Source organism: Aestuariivirga sp. (assembly GCF_044239095.1).
In the GTDB taxonomy this organism is placed as follows: Bacteria; Pseudomonadota; Alphaproteobacteria; order Rhizobiales; family Aestuariivirgaceae; genus Aestuariivirga.
The window spans coordinates 1-19,632 of record NZ_JBIICB010000054.1 but is presented as its reverse complement, the minus strand read 5'-3'; the positions used below and the strand labels follow the sequence as shown (position 1 = coordinate 19,632).

Genomic DNA, 19,632 nt, shown 5'->3' with positions numbered 1-19,632 from the left:
AGTGCCGGGACAATTGACGCTCCGAACCATATGGCAGCAGGTGCCCGGCATCGTTGGGCTGGCGGCGCCCATCGTGATGGGGCTTGCTGCCGCGACCGTGATCGGGGTGACGGATTCGGTCATGCTTGCGCCGCTCGGTCCGGTGCCGGTTGCGGCGGTGGGGCTCACGGGGGCCGTGGCCATGCTCTTCTTTGCGGCGATTTACGGCCTGATCTCGGCCCTGTCGGTACGGATCGGCGCTGCCTGGGGCGCGGGCGAGGGGCGGCGCATACCCCTGATCCTCCGCGCCGGCCTGGCGCTGGGACTGCTGGTCGGCGTGGGCGCTGCGCTGGTCATGGCGGCGCTCTGGCCGCTGCTGCCGCTTCTCGGCCAGCCGGACGAGGTGATCGCCGCAATGCCGGCATACTGGTTCTTCATCTGCGCCTTCCTCGTCCCCTTTTCGGTGCTGACTGCCTTCAAGTCCGCCTTTGAGGCGGTGGAGCGGCCCTGGCTTGCCGCCGCCTTCGCCTTCCTGGCCGTGGCGATCAACGTGCCGCTGAATTATGTGCTGATCTGGGGGATCGGCCCGTTTCCGCAGCTGGGCCTCACAGGGGCGGGGGTTGCCTCCTTTCTCGCCGAGGGGCTGGCCTTGGGCGCGGCGTTCCTCTGGTGGCTTTACGCGCCGTCGATGCGGCGGCTGCGCCTGCGCCGCCCGGTGGATCGGCGGGAGATCGGCCTGACCCTGCGCGAGGGTGCACCATTGGGCGCAATGTATGTGGTGGAGACCGCCTCGGTCAGCGTGGCGACCCTGATGATCGGAGGCTTCGGCACGGTTGCCCTGGCAGCAAACCAGGTGGCGCAGTCGATTGGCGGGCTGCTCTACATGCTGCCGCTCGGCGTGGCGGGCGCGGTCGCCATCCGCGTGGCGCAGGAGCGCGGCGCGGGCAATGCCGATGCGCTGCGCCCCATCGCGCTGGCCGCTGTGCTGGTGGCAATGCTCTGGCTCACGGGTGCGGCGCTGCTGCTGGCGTTCAGGGGCGAGGCCATTGCGCGGCTGGTGATCGAGGATGCGGAGGTGGTCGCGGTGGCAGCGGCGATCTTCCTCGCCTTCGCGCCGATGCAGATCTGCGACGCGGTGCAATCCGCCATGCTGGGTGCGTTGCGGGGGCTTTCCGATACGGTGTGGCCCGCTGCCGTCTCGGCCATCGCCTATTGGCCCGTGGCGCTGCCGTTGGGCTGGGCTCTGGCGCATTGGGCGGGCATGGGCCCCGCCGGCATCTGGGCCGGCTTCATCCTGGCGCTGGTGGGAGCAGGAACGGCGCTGGCGGTGCGCTTCTGGCGGATGACGGCCTTGCCGTTGCCTGAAGAATAGCCCCCGCCTGGGCTTGCCAGGCGGGGGATTGTAACCGTCAGAAGCGGTCGGCGTTCATGACCTTGGTCCAGGCGGCGACGAAGTCGTGAACGAACTTCTCCTTGCTGTCGTCCTGGGCATAGACCTCGGCATAGGCGCGCAGCACCGAGTTCGAGCCGAACACGAGGTCGACGCGGGTGGCGGCATACTTCGTCTTGCCCGACTTGCGCTCGACGATCTCATAGAGATTGCCGCCCTTCGGCACCCATGTGTAGGCCATGTCGGTGAGGGTGACGAAGAAGTCCGTCGACAATGCGCCCGGACGGTCGGTGAAGACGCCGTGCTTGGCGCCGCCGTGGTTCGTGTCCATCACGCGCATGCCGCCGATCAGGGCGGTCATCTCAGGCGCCGTCAGTCCCATGAGCTGTGCGCGGTCGAGCAGCAACTCTTCCGGCATCACCGCATAGTCCTTCTTGAGCCAGTTGCGGAAGCCATCTGCCAGCGGTTCCAGCACCGCGAAGGAGGCAGCATCCGTGTGCTCGGTCGTGGCATCTCCGCGGCCGGGCATGAACGGCACCTCGACGGCCACGCCTGCGGCCTTTGCCGCCTGCTCGACGCCATAGTTGCCGGCCAGCACGATCACGTCCGCAACCGAAGCGCCGGTCTCGGCGGCGATCGGCTCAAGCTTCGCCAGAACGCGGGCGAGGCGGGCGGGCTCATTGCCTTCCCAGTCCTTCTGGGGGCTGAGGCGGATGCGTGCGCCATTGGCGCCGCCGCGCAGGTCCGACTGGCGGAACGTGCGGGCGCTGTCCCAGGCGGTGGCGACGAGGCCGGCAACGGAGAGGCCGGTGGCGGCGATCTTCGCCTTCACCTTGGCCACGTCGTAGGAGGTCTTGCCGGCCGGAATGGGGTCCTGCCAGATCAGCTCCTCGGCGGGAACCTCGGGGCCGATGTAGCGGGCCCTGGGGCCCATGTCGCGATGCGTGAGCTTGAACCAGGCGCGCGCGAAGACATCCGAGAAATAGGCCGGATCCTTGTGGAAGCGCTCGGAGATCTTGCGGTAGGCCGGGTCCATCTTCATGGCCATGTCGGCATCCGTCATGATCGGGTTGAGGCGGATCGACGGATCCTCCACATCCACGGGCTTGTCTTCCTCGCGGATGTTGACCGGCTCCCACTGCCAGGCCCCTGCGGACGACTTCTTGAGCTCCCACTCATAGCCGAGCAGCATGTCGAAATAGCCGTTGTCCCACTTGGTGGGGTGGGTGGTCCAGGCGCCCTCGATGCCGGAGGTGACGGTGTCGCGGCCGATGCTGCGGGTCTTGTGGTTCATCCAGCCGAGGCCCTGCTCGGCGATGTCCGCACCCTCGGGGCTGGGGCCGAGGTTCTCGGCATTGCCGTTGCCGTGGGTCTTGCCGACGGTGTGGCCGCCCGCGGTGAGGGCAACCGTCTCCTCGTCGTTCATCGCCATGCGGGCGAAGGTCTCACGCACATGGGCGGCGGTCATGAGCGGGTTCGGCTGGCCATTCACACCCTGCGGATTGACGTAGATCAGGCCCATTTGCACTGCAGCCAATGGATTTTCCATCGTATCCGGCTTGTTGATGTCACCATAGCGAGTATCGCTCGGCGCGAGCCATTCCCGTTCGGCGCCCCAGTAGATGTCTTTCTCTGGGTGCCACATGTCTTCCCGGCCAAATGAAAAGCCAAACGTCTTGAGGCCCATCGTTTCATAAGCCACGTTGCCTGCAAGAATTATTAGGTCAGCCCAGCTTACTTTGTTGCCGTACTTTTTCTTGAGAGGCCACAGGAGGCGAACGGCCTTATCAAGATTTGCATTGTCTGGCCAACTGTTGAGGGGGGCAAAGCGGATGCTGCCCGATCTGGCTCCACCGCGCCCGTCGGTGATGCGGTTGGATCCAGCAGAATGCCACGCCATGCGGATCATCAGGCCGCCGTAATGGCCCCAGTCCGCCGGCCACCAATCCTGGCTGTCGGTCATCAGCTTCGCAAGGTCCGTCTTCAGCGCCTTGACGTCGAGCTTCTTGACCTCTTCGCGGTAGTTGAAGCCCTTGAGCGGGTTGGTCTTGCTGTCATGCTGATGCAGGATGTCGAGATTCAGCGACTTCGGCCACCATGCCGCGACCGAGCTCTCGGTCACCGTGTTTGCGCCGTGCATCACCGGGCACTTGCCGCCTGAGCCTTTATTAGCCTTGTCCATCTCACCCTCTGGGATAACGAAGATTGCGTGCTGCACCCGGCTGTCTGCCCGCCGCGCGTTAGTTCCCCGCAGCTTAATCCGGTGCCGGCTTGCAATAGTCCAAGAGAGGGATAAAGAGAAGTTTCATTTTCTTATCGGCTCGATAAATTAATCCTATGAGTGGCCTGACAATCCGTCATCTCCGGTATTTCGAGGCGCTGGCCCAGCATGGCCATTTCGGCCGGGCGGCTGAGGCTTGCGGCGTGTCCCAGCCAGCACTTTCCATCCAGATGAAGGAACTCGAGGAGATCGTCGGCAGCCCGCTGGTTGAGCGCGGCGCCCGCCAGGTGCGGCTCACCGGCGTGGGCGAGGTCTTTCTTCTGCGCGTGCGCGACATCCTTCGCAGTCTCGATGAGCTGGCCTCGCTCGCGCGGAGCCAGAGCGAAGACCTGACGGGCAGGCTGAGGATCGGCGTTATCCCGACAGTGGCGCCTTACCTTCTCCCAAAGGTCATCGAAGGATTGTCAGCGCGCTTCCCCGATCTCGATCTGCGGCTGCGCGAGGCGGTGACCCAGAAGCTGGTGGGCGATCTCATCGAAGGCCGGCTCGATGTGGCGATCGTGGCACTGCCCATCTCGGAGGCTTCGCTCGTCGAGCATGCGCTGTTCACGGAGGAGTTCGTGCTGGTCCGCCCGCTGGCCGATGCGGGAAAGCCGGTTCCACGGCCCGAGAACCTCCTCGAAATGCGCCTGCTGCTGCTGGAGGAGGGGCATTGCTTCCGCGACCAGGCGCTCTCCTTCTGCAAGATGCCGTCCGCCAGCCCGCGCGATCTCATGGAGGGCAGTTCGCTTTCGACGCTGGTGCAGATGGTGGGAGCGGGCATCGGCGTGACGCTCATCCCGCAGATGGCGATCCCCGTCGAGACCCGCATCGCAGCCGTCTCCGTCGCCCGCCTGCCGGAGCCCCGGCCGGTGCGAACCATCGGCCTGGTGTGGCGCAGGACGAACCCGCTTGGCAAACATTTCGCCACCCTGATCGACATCCTGAGGGATGCCGCCGCCTGATCCACGGCCGCTCTGGAAGGTGGTTAACTTTTGTTCAGTTTACTGAGCGGTAGCCCCGGGTTAGCTGCAAAGGCAACAAGGAGAACACCCGTGAGCATCCGTGAAATCCTCGTTCATCTGAAATCGCACGAAGACTGGTCACCGCATATCGACTACGCGATCGGCACCGCGAAGCATTTCTCCGCCAGGCTAAGGGGTCTCGTGACCTTCCACGAGGTGGTCATGCTGCGCAACATGCCACGCCTTCCGGCGCGTGCCCTGGAAGAGCAGGTAGCCAGCGATACCGAAGCCGCGCGCAAGCTGGAGGAGAGATTCCTCGCCCAGTGCGCGGCGGCCGGGATTGAGGGAACCTTCGCCGTGGCCGAAGGTGCTGCGGGCGAGATCGTGCCCTGGGCGGCCAGGCTCCACGATCTGACGATCGTCGAGCAGCGGCAGCCGGACAGCGATGAACTTGGCTTCGACGCCGCCGAGGAGTCAGCGCTGAGTGCCGGGCGGCCCGTGCTGCTGGTGCCGCGCGGCGGCAAGGCCCGGCCTTGCCCCGAGCATGTGCTCGTGGCGTGGAACGGCAGCCAGATGGCAGCATCCGCCTTGCAAGGCGCAATGCCGTTCATCGCCCGCGCCAGGAAGGTGACGGTCTGTTCCGGCGAGACTCGGATGCCGCTCAGGCCGGGAAGCCGGATCCCGCCCATCACCATCGCCGGTCACCTCAGGCAACACGTTGCCGAAGTCGCGGAGGAGAAGATCGACAAGAGCCCCGCGCAGGTGGGCGAACACCTGCTGAACCGGGCGAACGAGCTGGGCTGCGGCATGATCGTGATGGGCGCCTATGGCCGCTCGTGGTTCTCCGAGTATCTTCTCGGAGGCGCCACCCGCCACATGCTGAAGAACATGACGGTTCCGATCCTCACCGGCCGCTGACCCGGCTTGCCGCCTGTCCGGTTGCGGATCAGGCCGCGGTGCGCAAGGCTGCGGCCTGATCCCACGCGGCGCCCGTGCGGTAGCGTGCGCTGATCCGCCCGTTCTCGAGGGCGAACAGGTGCAGCCAGCCGTTGTCGAAGAGCGCCTGAACCTGCGGGTGGCGCATCAGCACGGCGGTGATCGCTTCCTGCGGGGCTTCGATGAGCACGGAAAGGCGGAGAGGCTCGTGCACAAGGCCTTCGCCATCATGCACCGCCTGCCAGGGAAGCCCGGCCCGGAGCATGCCGCCATTGCCCTGGAGAACGCCAACCCCGCCCACGACGTTGTGGATGAGCTTGTTGCCCCCGCCGAACACCTCGGGTGCGACGGAGGAGGCGTAGTATTGAAGGCTGATCCAGCTGGCGACCACGACAGGGGCGGTCAGGATGAGTTCGAGCGTGCCGAAGCCCTTGTCCGCACTCCAGTCATAGCTGTGCAGGAAGGCGCGTCCGCCGAGGTCGGCACCGGCGGTTGCCTCGCGCGGGGCGGCGATGAAGGCAGCACAGCCCGCAAGACCCCACTCGGGCCGGACTTCGGCCCAGTTCCACGCCCGCGCGGCGACTGTCCGGGCTGAGGCGCCCGGCAGCCGCAGGGCGCGTTCGGCCCGTGCCAGGACGCCCGCTTGTGAGAGGAGGTTCCTGGCGCGCGGCAGGCCCGCCCTCTGCCCCGTGGCCAGCCCATCCTCGTAGAGGGTCACGGTGTCCGTGGTGGTGTCGTGGAGGCCGGCCACGAATACCGTATCGTCCGGCAGCGCGATCCCCTTGTCCCTCAGTCCGGCGCGCGTTTCCGGATCATTCAGCAATTGCGCCAGCAACCGTGCCGATACTTCGCCCGTGTGGCCGCCGCAGGCGCCGCAGTGATAGGCGCTTTCATGCGGATTGTTGGTGACATGCGCGCCGTGGCCCAGCAGCAGCACCAGCGGCGCATGGCCGGTGGTGAGGCTCATCGCGTTCAGGACCGCCGCGGCGGTCGCGGCCTTGGCTTCGGCAGTGAGCCCGCCCTCAATGCGCGGCGCAGGCTCCGGCGCGGATGTGCCGTGGCCGAGGCCGAGCGAATCCTTCACGAGCTTCACCGCATAGGCCGGCCCTGCCGCCTCGACGAAGGCGAAGGAGGAGACGGCGGCCTGGCGGAACCGCCCCCAGGCCCGGAGGCTGCGCGCCTTGATGCGGCTTTCTGCTTCCGCCTGCGCACTGGCGTGGCCGGTCGATGTCAGTGCCGGGGTGAGCAGCACGGGCAGGTGGGCCTGGCAGATGTCGGTGCCATGCGGGCGATGCGCCACGGGAAGGCCAAAGAAGCCAGCGAATCCGATGGTGCTGATGCCGGGGTCAAGCCCCTCGAGCGCACGCCGGAACACTTCCGAACGCACGTCGATGCAGAAGGCCGCCTGAAGCGACGGCCGGCCGGGCTGTGCAGCCGGGCCCTGGAGCCTCAGGCCGAGCCTGCGCTGGTGCGCGCGCTCAAGCGCATCCTGGAAGATCTGATCTGCAACGTCGTCGGCCGAGGGCGCCACCGGCTCCGCATGGGCCGCAACGACATTTGTCCATTGCGCGCCCACCGCGGGGACGTGTTGGAACAGTGCCTCCTCCCAGATGAGCCGGATGGCCAGCAGGTCGGTGATCGTCTGGTCCGAGGCGCCCTGTAACTCGGCCTCCCAGAGCAGCCAGCGGGCGTGCTGGGCCCAGCCGCCGAGGTCGATGAGCAGGCGATGGAAGGCGGTTTCGGCGGCCTCGTCGCTGAGGCCCAGCCGCTCGGCCGCACGCAGGATGGCGCGGTCAGGCGTGTCGGGTGCGGCCGCGACATGCGAGCAGAAGCCTGTGAGCCCCGCGATCTCGGGCGTCAGGTCATGCACCGCCCATTCCCGCCATGCGGCGAAGGTGCTGTGCCCCGGTGCTGGCGACCACAACGCCTGGCCACGGTCGAAGTGCCCCGCGGCCCACAGGCCGAAGCTCCGCGCAATGACGGAGGGCCAGTCGTTGCCGTCAGCAGCGGCCGCGAGGCCGGCAACCGTCGGCAGTGCCGTCGCGGGGGCGCGCTCCCTGGCCAGTTCCGCCTTCAGTGCTGCGGCGTTCTTGGGCTTCAGGGGGGAAGTTGAGGAATCGAGTGCTCCGGCGAGGTCTTGCTCGCTCATCTGCCCCGCGTCGAGCTTACCCGCATAGAAGCTCCGGGTGCTGGTGAGGCGGATGCCGGCGACCCTTGCCATGCGCGCTGACGCGGTGGCCAGATCCTCGCCCGCCTGACCCATGAAGGGGTTGACCGCGACGGTGGCCGTCAGGGGAAAGGCGGGCGGAATGGCGCGCGCTGCGGTCTCCGCGGCCTTGAGGAGGCCCGAGACCCTGGCGGGAGCGATCTGCGGATGGATCATGAACATGGCGTTCTCCAGAAAGTAGGACGAGGTTGTCACGGAGTCCGGGAGAGCCGGAAGCCGCCGGTCAGCCGGTCAAGGACGGTGTTGAGATAGAGCCCGTTGGCGAGGTGCACGCGCAGGCCCGCGGCCGCCGGGTGATGTGCCCACAGCGGAAACAGCGCCTGGGCGACAGCGACGACGCCGAAGGAAAAGAGCGCCAGCACGATCAGTGCCCATTCGAGGGGGCCTGCCGCAGGCGGCTCCGGCAGGCTTTCGCCCCACACCATCGAGGCGATGAGCTGGAACGTGAAGTAGGCCACCGCGGCGGTGAGGGAGGCTGCCGCCGTGCGCAGCGTCAGCGCGCGGGGGGCCGCATCGGCAAGGCCCTGGGCCACCAGATAGGCGACGCCGAGGATGAGGATGACGCCAAGCGCCAGCGACTGGGGTGACTTCGGCGCAGCCAGCCATGCGAAGGCTCCGGCCACCGCGGCGAACAGCAGCAGCGCCAGCAGGAAGGCCTTGGCAACCGCGGCGAAGCCCGGCACCGCCACCGGCCCCGGCCGCCTGACCAGCGCCACCTGCCGCACGGCGCCGCCGGAGGACAGGAAGGCATGCGCCTTGTAGAGCGAATGCGCCACGATATGGAGCAGCGCCAGGGTCCAGAGGCCAAGCCCGCACTGCAGCAGCATGAAGCCCATCTGTGCGATCGTGGACCAGGCGAGGGCCGTCTTCACCGCGCTCTGCGTGAGCATGACGGAGGCGCCGAACAGCGCGGTCAGGCCGCCGATCATCACCAGTGCCGCCATGGCGCCGGGGGAGGCCTGCACCAGCCCGCTGAGCGCAATGAGCAGCACCCCGCCGGAGTTGATGATGCCGGCATGGAGCAGGGCGGAGACGGGGGTTGGGGCCTCCATCACCTCGGTGAGCCAGCCGTGCAGGGGGAAGGCCGCGGTCTTCAGCGCCGCGGCGAGGACCAGCAGCGCCACGCCCAGCTGTGCTGCGGCGGGCAGCCCGCCGGCGGCGGCCGCATTGAGCGCGGCGATGCTTCCGGTTCCCAGGCTGAAGGCGATGAGGGCAGAGGCGAGGATCAGGGCCACGTCGCCTGCACCCCAGACGAGGGAGAACTTCGCCGCCGCCCGCTGCGCCTCCGCCCGCTCCGGGTAGAACAGCAGCAGCCGCCGCAGGGCGAGGCCCACGGCCAGGAAACACACGACGACGACCAAGAGGCTTCCCGCCTGGACCAGGATCACCACGGCGGCCAGCGTGGCCAGCATCAGGCCATGGAAATGGCCCTCGCGCGTCTCACCGTCGAGATAGGTCCGCGAATAGCGCACCACGATCCAGCCGACGCAGCTGACGAGCAGCGCCAGGCTTGCGCTGACCGCGTCCAGCCGGACCGCGACGAGTGCAGCACCGCTGCCGAACCCGAGTGTGACGGGCCCACCCCAGACCAGCTGCAGCAGGCCGCCCGCGGCCAGGCCCAGCGCACCGAGCGCTGCGAGTTCCGCCAGGCGCGGCAGCGAGCCGGGGCGCCGCCCGGGGGCGAACAGCGACAGGGCCGCAACCGCGAGCAGAAGCAGCGGGGCGAACACGGGGAGCGGGGCGAGTGCGGTCATCGGCGAAAATCCTTTCCGGTGCGGACGGAGCCGTGAGATAGCCGCGTTCTCCCTTTCATAGAATTACATGTTTTGTGATATCTCGTTCTGTATTATAGAACGATCATGAACTTGCATCATCTTCGCCTGTTCCGGGCCGTCGCGGCCGAGGGCTCGCTCACAGGCGCTGCGCGGCGGCTCAACCTCTCGCAATCGGCGCTGTCCACCCAGATCAAGACGCTCGAGGCGTCCCTGGGTCAGGACCTGTTCGAGCGGCGCGGAAGGGGCCTTGTCCTGACCGAGGCGGGGCGCATTGCGCTCGACCATGCCGACGCCATCTTCCGCACGGCGGATGACCTGGCGGCGGTGATGAAGGAGACGGGCCGCGCCCGGCGCGCCCTCAGGGTGGGGGCGCTCGCCACTCTTTCACGGAACTTCCAGATCGCGTTCCTGCGCCCGCTGGTCGGGCGCCGGGATGTCGAGGTCATGCTGCGCTCGGGCAGCCAGGCCGAACTTCTGCGCGAGCTCGACGCTCTGGCGCTCGACGTGGTGCTGACCAACCTGGCGCCGCCGCGTGACGGCGACCATCCCCGCCACGTCCACCAGATCGGCGAGCAGCCGGTCAGCCTCATCGGGACGCCCGCCCGCGCCGGTCACGCCACGCTCGAGGAGCTGCTGCGCCGTGAGAGCCTGGTTCTGCCGGCGAAGGACACAGCACTTCGCTCTGCCTTCGACGCGCTGATGGCGAGGCTGGGGCTTGCCCCGTTGATTGCCGCCGAGGCCGACGACATGGCCATGCTGCGCCTGCTCGCGCGCGAGGACATTGGCCTTGCCGTCATTCCGCCGATCGTGGTGCGCGACGAGCTCACCTCCGGCAAGCTGGTGGAAGTGGCCCAGCTCGACGGCATCAGCGAGCACTTCCTCGCCGTCACCCGTGAGCGCCGCTTTCCCAATCCCCTCATCGCGGAGTTGTTGCAGCCGCGCCAGCCTTCGCTCTGATATCCGCGGTAGCCCAGGCATCGAGACGTTCCTGCAGCAGGATCATGCTCCGGAACCCTTGGTTTGATCGCTGAGGGAAAGCCGATATAAGTAGTGTCTCGAATTTCACAAAAGAGGTTATGACATGAACAAGCGCGACTTGGCCCTCGGGCTCCTGGCGGGAGTGGCGGGCGTCAGCCTGGCCGCTACCGCCTCACCGGCCATGGGCGAGGGCGATGCGCTCGCTGCCATCATGACGTGGCTCGACGCAGTGCATTCAGGCGATCCGGCGACCGTCGAAGCGGTCCTCGCGCCGGAATTCCAGCTCCAGCGGTCCGACGGCAGCGGGCATGACCGGGTGAGTTATCTCACCAACCTGCCGAAGCAGTCGAGCAAGCCTCAAGTCAGCGACATCGCCTTCAGCAGCAATGGCGACATTATCGCCGCCCGCTACATCCTGCGGCTCGAGCAGACGATCAACGGCAAGCCTGCACAGGTCATGGCGCCCAGGCTTTCGGTGTTCCGCCGCGGCGGCCCGGGATGGCTGATCGTGGCGCACGCCAATTTCGCGCAGATCGGCTGACCCATCGGGGTCACGATGGACTGACCCGGTTGCCCTTGATGATGTCGGACGCCCGTTCGCCGATCATGATGGTGGGCGCATTGGTGTTGGATGAGTTGATCTGCGGCATGATGGAGGAGTCGCAGACGCGCAGGCCGTCGAGCCCCCGCACCCTGAGGTCCGGCGAGACGACGGCCATCTCGTCCGTTCCCATCTTGCAGGCGCCGACGGGGTGATGCTGCGTCTTGGCGTTCAGGCACAGGTGCTGGAAGATCTCCTCATCCGTGGTGAGATCGGGGCCCGGCACGCGCTCGCCCGCGATGAAGGGCTGGAAGGCCGGCTGGCGCATGATGTCGCGCGCAAGGCGCACGCCCATGATGCCGCGCTTCAGGTCTTCCGGCTCCGCCCAATAGTTGGGGTCAATCAACGGCGCGTCCTGCGGGTTGGCGCTACTGAGCTTCACGCTGCCGCGTGACTTTGGGCGCATGTAGGCAGCGTTCAGCGTGACGCCGCCATTGGGCAGCTTGGCGACACCCGCCTCGATGCCGGAGCCGAGGCCGAAGTGAAGCTGGATGTCGGGGAGCGCTGCGGTCTTGTCGGAGTACCAGAAGGCGCCGGTCTCGAACAGGCTCGAGGCTGCTGGCCCGCGCTTGAACATGAAATACTGGAGCCCCGCCCACGCCGCGAGGTGCGGCTTGGCATAGGCGTCATAGCTGTGGGGGCCCGAACACTCCGAGATCACGAAGAGATCGAGATGGTCATGCAGGTTCTTGCCCACGCCGGGCAGATCGTGAACGGGTGTCACGCCCACTGCCTTCAACTCATCCGCGGGGCCGATGCCCGATTGCAGCAGCAGCTTGGGCGAGCCGATGGCGCCCGAGGTGACGATCACCTCGCGCTCCGCCCGCAGGATCTCGCGGGTGTTGCCGGAGAGGATCTCGACGCCGATCGCGCGGCCCTTCTCGACCACCACGCGCGAGACCTGGACGCCCATGCGCACCTCGAGGTTCTTGCGGCCCATGGCGGGCTTCAGGAAGGCCGAGGCGGCAGAGGAGCGGCGGCCATCGCGCTGTGTCAACTGATAGAAGCCGGCACCTTCCTGCTTCGCGCCATTGAAATCCGGATTATAGGGAATGCCATATTGCTGGGCGGCCTTGATGAAGGCATCGGCCACAGGAAGCGGTGCGATCGGCATCGACACGCCCAGGGGCCCGTCAGCACCATGGAACTCGTTGACGAAGCGCTGGTTGCCTTCTGCCTTACGGAAATAGGGAACAAGGGTGCGGAAGTTCCAGCCGTGGCAGCCCCAGTCACGCTCCCACGCGTCATAGTCATCGGCGTTGCCGCGCGTATAGATCTGCGCATTGATGGCAGAGCCGCCGCCCAGCACCTTGGCTTGCGTATACCACAGCACGCGGCCATTCATGTGGCGCTGCGGCACGGTGGACCAGCCCCAGCTTGCCACACCCTTCGTCATCTTGGCGAAGCCCGCGGGAATCTGGAAAAGATAACCATCCGAACTGCCGCCCGCCTCAAGCAGCAGCACGCGCACCTCCGGATCCTCGGTCAATCGCGAGGCCAGCACACAACCCGCCGAGCCGCCGCCCGTGATGATGAAATCATAATTCGGCATGGTGCCTGGTGTCTCCCCGTGTCTGCTTGTTATTGCTGCCACAATAGCAAGTCCGGGAGTGGGGGGAAGGCCAATCTGGGACGGCGGGATGATGTGTGAGTCCGCGAAGTAAGTCCGCATATCATTCCTCTCCCCCTCCGGGGGAGAGGGCAGGGTGAGGGGGTCTGTCCGCTTGTGAGATTCTTGAACAACAGTACTTTTTGTTCTGAATCCAAGCCAACCATCGTGACTCGTGGATGCACCCCCTCACCCTTCCCTCTCCCCCTCCGGGGGAGAGGAATAGAAAAAGAGTTAGGCCAAGGTGGGTGCTTCCGATGCCCGCACTGTTTCTGGCAGCCGCCATCCAGCGGCAGCTGGGCAGGGGGCTGGCTGGCGCGCGGTGAGACCTTGCGCGCTCCTAAACGATTAGCTAGACCTTTGTCAGGTGGTGAGCAGCAAGATCTGGGAGGATAAGCAATGTACACCAAGCAAGCCCTGCGGGAATTGGGTGTTGGACCCGGCACACTGAGCGCCAAGCAACTTCAAGAATTCGACGAGAAGGGGTTCATCATCGTCGAGAACGTGCTGTCGCCGGATGACTGCGCGAAGATGCGCGAGGCTTTCGAGCGCATCCACGCCGCCGAACAGGGGCAGGGCGGGCACGAGGTGCATGTGGAGCCCGGCGCCAGGCGTCTTTCCAACATATTCAACAAGACCGATGCCTTCGACAAGTGCCTGTGGATCCCCGAAGTGCTGGCGGTGTCTGCCCATGCGCTGGGCGAGATCAAGGTGCATGGCGCCAATCTGCGCGATCCCGTGAAGGGTTATGGCCAGCAGGACATGCATGTCGACGTGCCGAAGAGATTCGCTGACGATTGGTGGGTGGTCAATTCCATGGTCATGTTCGACGACATGACGCGCGACAATGGCCCGACGCGCATTGTGCCAGGTTCGCACCGCTGGGCGCCGATCAATGTTCCTTATGTGAACATCGGCGACTGGGAGCCAGAGCCGCTCTCGGCGGAGGACCAGGCCCGCGTGCCGGCTGACCTTTCGGCGCCCTATCCGGGCGAAATGCTGGTCGAGGCGCCGGCGGGCTCCGCCATCATCTGCAATTCATCGATGTGGCACAGCGGTACGCTCAAGACATCCGACAAGCCGCGCCGCATGCTGCACCTGACCTACACGCGCCGCGACCTGCCGCAGCAACTGCTCCAGCTCGATTACCTGACCCCCGAACTCTACAACCGTATGAGCCCGGTGAAGCGCTACCTGCTCGAGATCGAGCCGCCCCAGGCGGGTGACGGCGTGTTGCGCCAGCCGAAGAAAGATCACAAGGGCTGGTGGAACTGACGGCAAACGCCCTCAACCGCCGCCGTGAGTGGGACACTCCATGGCGACGATGAAAGACGTGGCGCGCGCCGCAGGCGTGAGCATTTACACCGTGTCGGCGGCGCTCTCGGGTTCAGCACCCGTGAGCCCGGCGCTGCGTGCACGGGTGAACAAGGCAGTGAAGGCGCTTGGCTATGAGCGCAACTCGGTGGCCCGGGACTTACGGCAGGGAACCTCCTCACTGATCGGCCTCATCGTCTCCGACGTCACCAACCCGTTCTTCACGGAATTCGTGGACTGCATCGAGACCCATGCGCGCCAGCAGGGCTATTCCGTGCTGTTGGGCATCAGCGGGCATGACGTGGCGCGCGAGGCAGAACTGCTGCGGCTGATGCGTTCGCACCAGGCGGCAGGCGCCATATTGGGCCCGGCCGGGGGCAAGGCGGATTACCGGGAAGCTGAGTTCGCAGTTGGGCGCATGAAGCTGGTGGCGGTCGACAATGCCTTCCCGGCGCTCGGCGTCGATGCGATCGCCCTCGACAACCGCAAGGCCGCTGCGCTTGCGGCTGATCATCTGCTCGATCTCGGTCACCGCCGCATCGGCGTGATTGGCGGCGTGCCCCGCCAGCATGTGGCGCAGGAGCGGCTTGCGGGTTATCGTGCCGCCCTCAGGCGCCGCGGCATCGCCGCAGAACCAGCGCTGGAGGAAAGCGGCAATTTCCGCATGGAGGATGGCTATGCCGCCTGCCGAAGGCTGTTTGCGTTGCCGCGGCCGCCAACCGCCCTGTTCGTTGCCAACAACCTGATGCTGATCGGCGTCATGCGGGCGCTGGGCGATCTGGGGCTGCGCGTGCCGCAGGACGTCTCCGTCGCCGGCATCGATGATTTCCCGTGGGCTGCCGCCTTCCGCCCGGCGCTGACCGTGGTGGAACAGCCCATCGCCGCCATGGCGCAAGCGGCTTTCGAAGCGCTCACCGCGCGGCTGTCCGGCGCGGATGGCCCGCCCTTGCGGCAAGTCTTCGCACCGCGCCTGCTCATCCGCGAGTCCTGCCGCGCCTGCGAGCGTTGAATGCGGTGCAATAGATTTGTCCGGCAACCGTGAGCCCTTCAGACGGGCTTGCAAGGTGTCGAATCTTGGGTAGAGTGCGCGGCAAGCCGGTCTGAACCGGTTGCGTCAAGACAGTTCCAAGGGAGGACAATCTGATGAAACTTATGAAGGCAGCCGCAATGGCTGCGACGATGGCCGTTGGCCTCACAGGCCTCGCCGCCACGGCAAGCGCCGGTGAGTTCGACGGTGTGACCGTCAACATCCTGACCCGTCCGGGTCCGGTGATCGCTGGCCCGCTCAAGGAGCGTGGCGCAGTGTTCGAGAAGGAAACCGGCGCCAAGATCGTGGTGAACGAGGTTCCCTTCGCCGAAATCTTCCCGAAGATCCAGAATGACTGGACGACGGGCACCAACTCCATCGACGTCGGCGTCTTCGCCGCCGGCTGGGGCGTGGAACTGGATGCAGCGGGCCTGCTCGAAGACATGGACCCGTACATCGCCAATGATGCCAAGATCAACATGGACGACATCGCGCCCTACTTCCGCGATTTCGGCCAGAAGATCGGCGGCAAGACCAAGATGCTGATGGTCGATGGCGACTTCCAGATGGTCTATTACCGCAAGGACGTGCTCGAGAAGGCCGGCCTGGCAGCGCCCAAGACCTGGCAGGACTATGTGGACATCGCGTCCAAGATCCATGGCCAGGACATGAACGGTGACGGCGAGGCCGATTACGGCTCCTGCATCTTCAAGAAGCGCAACGCGCAGTCCTACTTCGCGATCCAGACGATCGCTGCGGCCTTCGTGCAGACCAGCGGCACGGCGCAGGGCTTCCACTTCGACAACGCCACGATGAAGCCGATCATCAACAACGAAGCCTGGAAGAAGGCTTTCGAGCTCTACAAGGAAACCGGCAAGTACGGTCCGCCGGAAGAGCTCAACATGGACATCGGCGACACGCGCGCCGTGTTCAAGGCTGGCCGTTGCGGCCTGCTCATCGAGTGGGGTGATCCGGGCACGCTGCAGCTAGACGCTGACGCAGAGAAGGTCAAGGGCCTGATCTACGCCGTGTCCGCCGTCGGCTCCACGGAAGTGCTTGACCGCGCCACGGGCAAGCTCGTTCCCGTGACCAAGGAAAATGCGCCGAACTCCGTTGACGGTGTCAACTACGCGCCGTTTGCTGCCTTCGGCGGCTGGGCCGGCGCCATCAACGCCAAGGCGGACGAGAAGAAGAAGGCCGCAGCCTATGCCTTCCTGTCCTACATGAACCAGGCAGCGCAGTCGAACGTGGACGTCACCATCGGCTCCACGGGCTACAACCCCTATCGTCTGTCGCAGCTCTCCTCCACCGACCTGTGGGTGAAGGCCGGCATGCCGAAGGAACTCGCCGACAACTATCTCGGTGCGATCAACGGTGCGCTGAACAACCCCAACATGGCCTCTGACATGAAGATCCCCGGCGCCCAGCAGTACACTGGCGTCGTGCTCGACACCGAGCTCGCCCGTTATCTCGCCGGCGAAATCACGGTCGACGAAGCTCTCAAGAACATCGAAGAGGGCTGGGAGAAGATCACCGAGGACTTCGGCCGCGATGAGCAGATCAAGGCCCAGGCCCTGGCGCTTGGCCTCTAAGATCAGGCGATGACCTCGTCCGCAACGACATACCAGCCGGGGGATTCCCCGGCTGGACTTTTCAGGGCCCGGAGCTGGGGCGAATGGGTGGACCATCACTCGCGCACCTTCTTTATTGCACCTGCCGTGATCCTGATTCTGATCTTCGCGATCTTCCCGACTTTCTATTCCATCGTCTTTGCGCTCAGCCGGGTGAAGTTCACCGCCACCGGCCTGCGCTTCCGCTTCGTGTGGTTCGACAATTTCCTTGCCCAGTTCTCCGGCAACGAGCAGGCGCATTTCCTCGGCAAGCTGGTCAACGTCAGCGTGCTGGGCTGGATCTTCACTGCCGCCGTTGTGGCGCTGGCCGTCTGGTGGCTGATCCGCTCCTGGGGCAAGACCAGCTGGATCGGCATGATCGGCAGGCTCATTTCCGCCGCCATGTTCATCTTCGTCGGCTTCCTGCTGGGCGCCACGCTGCTTTCGGGCAATCCCTGGGGCACGCTGATGACGACTCTGTTCTATGTCGTCGTCGGCTGCACCGTGCAATTCATCATCGGCACCGGCCTCGCCTTCCTGTGCTCGCAGCCGATCTCGGGCAAGAATTTCTTCCGCGTGCTGTTCTTCATCCCGCTGATGATCACGCCGCTGGGCGTCGGCTATGCCTTCAAGATGGTGCTCGACATCACCAAGGGCCCGCTGCAGCCGCTGTGGGACGGTATCGGCCTCCAGAACTGGGCCTGGTCGACGGATGCCTGGGCGGCGCGCTGGTTTGTGATCCTAGGCGATTCCTGGCAGTGGATCCCCTTCATCTTCATCGTGATGCTGGCGGCCCTCGAGAACGTCTCGAACGATCAGGTCGAGGCGGCACAGGTCGATGGCGCGTCGAGTGTGCAGATCTTCCGTGAGATCACCTGGCCGCAGATCGTGCCGGTGGCCGTGACCGTGATCCTCATCCGCATGATCGAGGCCTTCAAGATCGTCGACCTGCCGAACATCATGACCTCCGGCGGGCCCGGCATCGCCACCGAGTCAATGACGCTCCACTCCTACTTCCTGTGGCGCGCGAATGACATGGGCTCCTCCGCGGCGGTGGCCTATCTGCTGCTAATCCTCACCGTGGTCGTGTGCTCGTCCTTCTTCAACTATGTGGTTCTCGGCCAATTGCGGAAGGCGAAATGAGCACGTCCTCCTTCAAGTTCGAGAAGTCCAAGCAGAGCCTGATGGAGCGGCTGTTCGAGCCGCCGGCGGTTGGCCGCATGTCGCCCGTTGCCAAGGTGGTCGCTTACAGCCTGCTGATCTTCTGGTCGATCTTTGTCATCTTCCCGATCTACTGGGTGGTGATTACGGCCTTCAAGGACGCAGCCGCCGTCAACCAGGGCCCCTATTACATTCCCTTCGTGGACTTCCAGCCCAATCTCGATGCCTGGCGGGTGCACTTCACGCAGGATCCGAACTGCGATCTCGGCTCCATCGGGCGGCAGCTCTTCCTGCTCGTTCACAACCTCTTCGCCTTCATCGTGTCGCCCGTCGTCGACATCGCGCCGATGGAGCCTGCGATCTGCAAGACCTATCTGGCCTTCACCAATTCGCTGGTGATCGGCATCGCGGCGACCGCACTTTGCGTCTCGATCGGCTCGATGGCGGCCTATGCGCTGGCCCGGGTGCAGTACCGCCCCAAGTTCGGCAACATCGTGATGTTCGTTCTGCTCACCCTCTGCGTGATCGTGGCGACGAGCTATGCTGGCATCCCCTGGTATGTGAGCTCTGCCGTCGCACTCGCCCTGTTCTTCCTGCTGGCGCGCGCCTTCGGCAAGCACTTCAGGGGCACGGTGGGCAATGGCGACATCCTGTTCTGGATCATCTCGCAGCGCATCCTGCCGCCCATCGTCGTCATCATCCCGATCTACATGATGTTCCAGGCGGTGGGCCTGCTCGACACGCATCTGGCGCTGATCATTGTCTATGCGGTGGCGAACCTGCCAATCGTCGTCTGGTTGATGCATGACTTCTTCGCCAGCCTGCCGATCGAGTTGGAGGAATCCGCCCAGCTCGACGGCTGCAGCCGCTTCGGCATCTTCTGGGAGATCGTGCTGCCGCTGACGCGCCCCGGCCTTGCCGCGACGACGCTGCTGACGCTGATCCTCAACTGGAACGAATATCTCTTCGCCGTCTTCCTCTCCACCTCCAAGTCCCAGACCATGCCGATCATGGTGGCCGCCAAGAACGCGGGCGAAAAGGGCATATTGTGGTGGGAGATGTGCGCAATCATCGTCGTGATGATCATTCCGGTCATCTTCATGGCCATCCTCCTGCAGCGCTTCATCAACAAGGGCGTGCTGATGGGGGCGGTCAAAGGATAAGTTTCTTGCGAGTCAGGGGTTAGGGCAATGGCGACGACTGCGGGCGTGCCGGTCACATTCAACAAGATTGCGAAGTCCTTCGGACCCGTGCGGGTTCTGGAGGAGCTCTCCCTTGACGTCGCACCCGGCGAGTTCCTCGTGCTGCTTGGCGCTTCGGGTTCCGGCAAGACGACGGCGCTGCGCATTCTCTCCGGCCTCGAGACCGCGTCCTCCGGCAACATCCTGATCGGCGACCGCGACGTCACCGACGTGCTGCCGAAGTACCGTGACGTCTCCATGGTGTTCCAGTCCTATGCGCTCTACCCGCACAAGACGGTGGCTGAGAACATCGGCTTCCCGCTGAAAGTGCGAAAAGTTCCGAAGGACCAGCAGGAGTCCGCCATCCGCGAGGCTGCCGCCCAGGTGCAGATCGACCAGCTGCTCGACCGTTATCCGCGCCAGCTCTCGGGCGGCCAGCGCCAGCGCGTGGCGCTTGCCCGCGCCATGGTGCGCCGTCCTTCCGTGTTCCTGATGGACGAGCCGCTCTCCAACCTCGATGCCAAGCTCCGCGGCCACATGCGCGCGGAACTGAAGCACATGCAGTCAACGCTCGGCACCACGACGATCTATGTGACGCATGATCAGATCGAGGCCATGA

General features: G+C 65.4%; 15 protein-coding genes. 11 read left to right on the top strand and 4 right to left on the bottom strand.

The annotated features are described in order from the left end of the window. Positions 1-1,351 (top strand): MATE family efflux transporter (locus ACILRA_RS07335; RefSeq protein ID WP_395661447.1); only part of this gene is annotated, 1,351 nt, incomplete at its 5' end. Positions 1,352-1,388: 37 nt separating this feature from the next. Here ACILRA_RS07335 and katG read toward each other — a convergent pair. Continuing rightward, entirely contained in the window at positions 1,389-3,551 is a 2,163-nt protein-coding gene (gene katG / locus ACILRA_RS07330) for a catalase/peroxidase HPI (RefSeq protein WP_395661446.1), read from the bottom strand. A 155-nt stretch (positions 3,552-3,706) separates the two neighbouring features. Here katG and ACILRA_RS07325 point away from each other — a divergent pair, with 155 nt between their 5' ends. Together ACILRA_RS07325 and ACILRA_RS07320 are read left to right on the top strand one after the other, a co-directional pair. After that, positions 3,707-4,594, top strand: coding sequence for a LysR substrate-binding domain-containing protein (locus tag ACILRA_RS07325; protein WP_395661445.1), 888 nt, complete (start codon positions 3,707-3,709; stop codon positions 4,592-4,594). 90 nt (positions 4,595-4,684) lie between these two features. Further along, positions 4,685-5,512, top strand: a complete 828-nt coding sequence (locus ACILRA_RS07320) for a universal stress protein (RefSeq protein WP_395661444.1) — start codon at positions 4,685-4,687, stop codon at positions 5,510-5,512. A 28-nt stretch (positions 5,513-5,540) separates the two neighbouring features. Here ACILRA_RS07320 and ACILRA_RS07315 read toward each other — a convergent pair whose 3' ends face one another. Both ACILRA_RS07315 and ACILRA_RS07310 read right to left on the bottom strand, forming a co-directional pair. Continuing rightward, entirely contained in the window at positions 5,541-7,919 is a 2,379-nt protein-coding gene (locus ACILRA_RS07315) for a YbcC family protein (RefSeq protein WP_395661443.1), read from the bottom strand. A gap of 29 nt (positions 7,920-7,948) precedes the next feature. Beyond that, a complete protein-coding gene (locus ACILRA_RS07310; RefSeq protein ID WP_395661442.1) occupies positions 7,949-9,511 on the bottom strand; it encodes a proton-conducting transporter membrane subunit in 1,563 nt (520 codons plus the stop codon). 105 nt (positions 9,512-9,616) lie between these two features. Here ACILRA_RS07310 and ACILRA_RS07305 point away from each other — a divergent pair, with 105 nt between their 5' ends. Then, on the top strand, positions 9,617-10,489 hold the full coding sequence (locus ACILRA_RS07305; protein ID WP_395661441.1) for a LysR family transcriptional regulator: 873 nt from the start codon (positions 9,617-9,619) through the stop codon (positions 10,487-10,489). A 124-nt stretch (positions 10,490-10,613) separates the two neighbouring features. After that, positions 10,614-11,051 (top strand): nuclear transport factor 2 family protein, encoded by a 438-nt coding sequence (locus ACILRA_RS07300; protein WP_395661440.1) that lies wholly within the window; start codon positions 10,614-10,616, stop codon positions 11,049-11,051. Between the two features lie 10 nt (positions 11,052-11,061). Here the strand turns inward: ACILRA_RS07300 and ACILRA_RS07295 are convergent, their stop codons facing one another. Further along, positions 11,062-12,663: a GMC family oxidoreductase gene (locus ACILRA_RS07295; protein ID WP_395661439.1), complete on the bottom strand. Its 1,602-nt coding sequence runs from the start codon at positions 12,661-12,663 to the stop codon at positions 11,062-11,064. Between the two features lie 456 nt (positions 12,664-13,119). Here ACILRA_RS07295 and ACILRA_RS07290 point away from each other — a divergent pair, with 456 nt between their 5' ends. From ACILRA_RS07290 to ACILRA_RS07265, 6 genes are all read left to right on the top strand, one after another. Beyond that, complete coding sequence (locus ACILRA_RS07290; protein ID WP_395661438.1) at positions 13,120-13,995, top strand: phytanoyl-CoA dioxygenase family protein; 876 nt, start codon at positions 13,120-13,122, stop codon at positions 13,993-13,995. A 40-nt stretch (positions 13,996-14,035) separates the two neighbouring features. Continuing rightward, positions 14,036-15,043, top strand: coding sequence for a LacI family DNA-binding transcriptional regulator (locus tag ACILRA_RS07285; protein ID WP_395661437.1), 1,008 nt, complete (start codon positions 14,036-14,038; stop codon positions 15,041-15,043). Positions 15,044-15,177: 134 nt separating this feature from the next. Then, positions 15,178-16,653, top strand: a complete 1,476-nt coding sequence (locus tag ACILRA_RS07280) for an ABC transporter substrate-binding protein (RefSeq protein ID WP_395661436.1) — start codon at positions 15,178-15,180, stop codon at positions 16,651-16,653. Between the two features lie 9 nt (positions 16,654-16,662). After that, the gene (locus tag ACILRA_RS07275) at positions 16,663-17,814 is read left to right on the top strand and encodes a carbohydrate ABC transporter permease (RefSeq protein WP_395661435.1); all 1,152 of its coding nucleotides are present in this window, start codon (positions 16,663-16,665) and stop codon (positions 17,812-17,814) included. Continuing rightward, positions 17,811-18,995 carry a carbohydrate ABC transporter permease gene (locus tag ACILRA_RS07270; protein ID WP_395661434.1) on the top strand — a complete coding sequence of 395 codons (1,185 nt, stop codon included), beginning with the start codon at positions 17,811-17,813 and terminating at the stop codon, positions 18,993-18,995. The genes ACILRA_RS07275 and ACILRA_RS07270 overlap by 4 nt, the downstream gene beginning before the upstream one ends. A gap of 27 nt (positions 18,996-19,022) precedes the next feature. Next, positions 19,023-19,632: ABC transporter ATP-binding protein (locus tag ACILRA_RS07265; protein WP_395661433.1), on the top strand; the 610-nt coding region annotated here is incomplete at its 3' end.

Excerpts from the sequence above, each read along its gene's own strand:
- ACILRA_RS07310 (WP_395661442.1), bottom strand. The coding sequence starts at position 9,511 with ATGACCGCACTCGCCCCGCTCCCCGTGTTCGCCCCGCTGCTTCTGCTC.
- ACILRA_RS07290 (WP_395661438.1), top strand. The coding sequence starts at position 13,120 with ATGTACACCAAGCAAGCCCTGCGGGAATTGGGTGTTGGACCCGGCACA.
- ACILRA_RS07275 (WP_395661435.1), top strand. The coding sequence starts at position 16,663 with ATGACCTCGTCCGCAACGACATACCAGCCGGGGGATTCCCCGGCTGGA.
- ACILRA_RS07285 (WP_395661437.1), top strand. The coding sequence starts at position 14,036 with ATGGCGACGATGAAAGACGTGGCGCGCGCCGCAGGCGTGAGCATTTAC.
- ACILRA_RS07315 (WP_395661443.1), bottom strand. The coding sequence starts at position 7,919 with ATGTTCATGATCCATCCGCAGATCGCTCCCGCCAGGGTCTCGGGCCTC.
- ACILRA_RS07280 (WP_395661436.1), top strand. The coding sequence starts at position 15,178 with ATGAAACTTATGAAGGCAGCCGCAATGGCTGCGACGATGGCCGTTGGC.
- ACILRA_RS07270 (WP_395661434.1), top strand. The coding sequence starts at position 17,811 with ATGAGCACGTCCTCCTTCAAGTTCGAGAAGTCCAAGCAGAGCCTGATG.
- ACILRA_RS07295 (WP_395661439.1), bottom strand. The coding sequence starts at position 12,663 with ATGCCGAATTATGATTTCATCATCACGGGCGGCGGCTCGGCGGGTTGT.
- ACILRA_RS07300 (WP_395661440.1), top strand. The coding sequence starts at position 10,614 with ATGAACAAGCGCGACTTGGCCCTCGGGCTCCTGGCGGGAGTGGCGGGC.
- ACILRA_RS07305 (WP_395661441.1), top strand. The coding sequence starts at position 9,617 with ATGAACTTGCATCATCTTCGCCTGTTCCGGGCCGTCGCGGCCGAGGGC.
- ACILRA_RS07325 (WP_395661445.1), top strand. The coding sequence starts at position 3,707 with ATGAGTGGCCTGACAATCCGTCATCTCCGGTATTTCGAGGCGCTGGCC.
- katG (WP_395661446.1), bottom strand. The coding sequence starts at position 3,551 with ATGGACAAGGCTAATAAAGGCTCAGGCGGCAAGTGCCCGGTGATGCAC.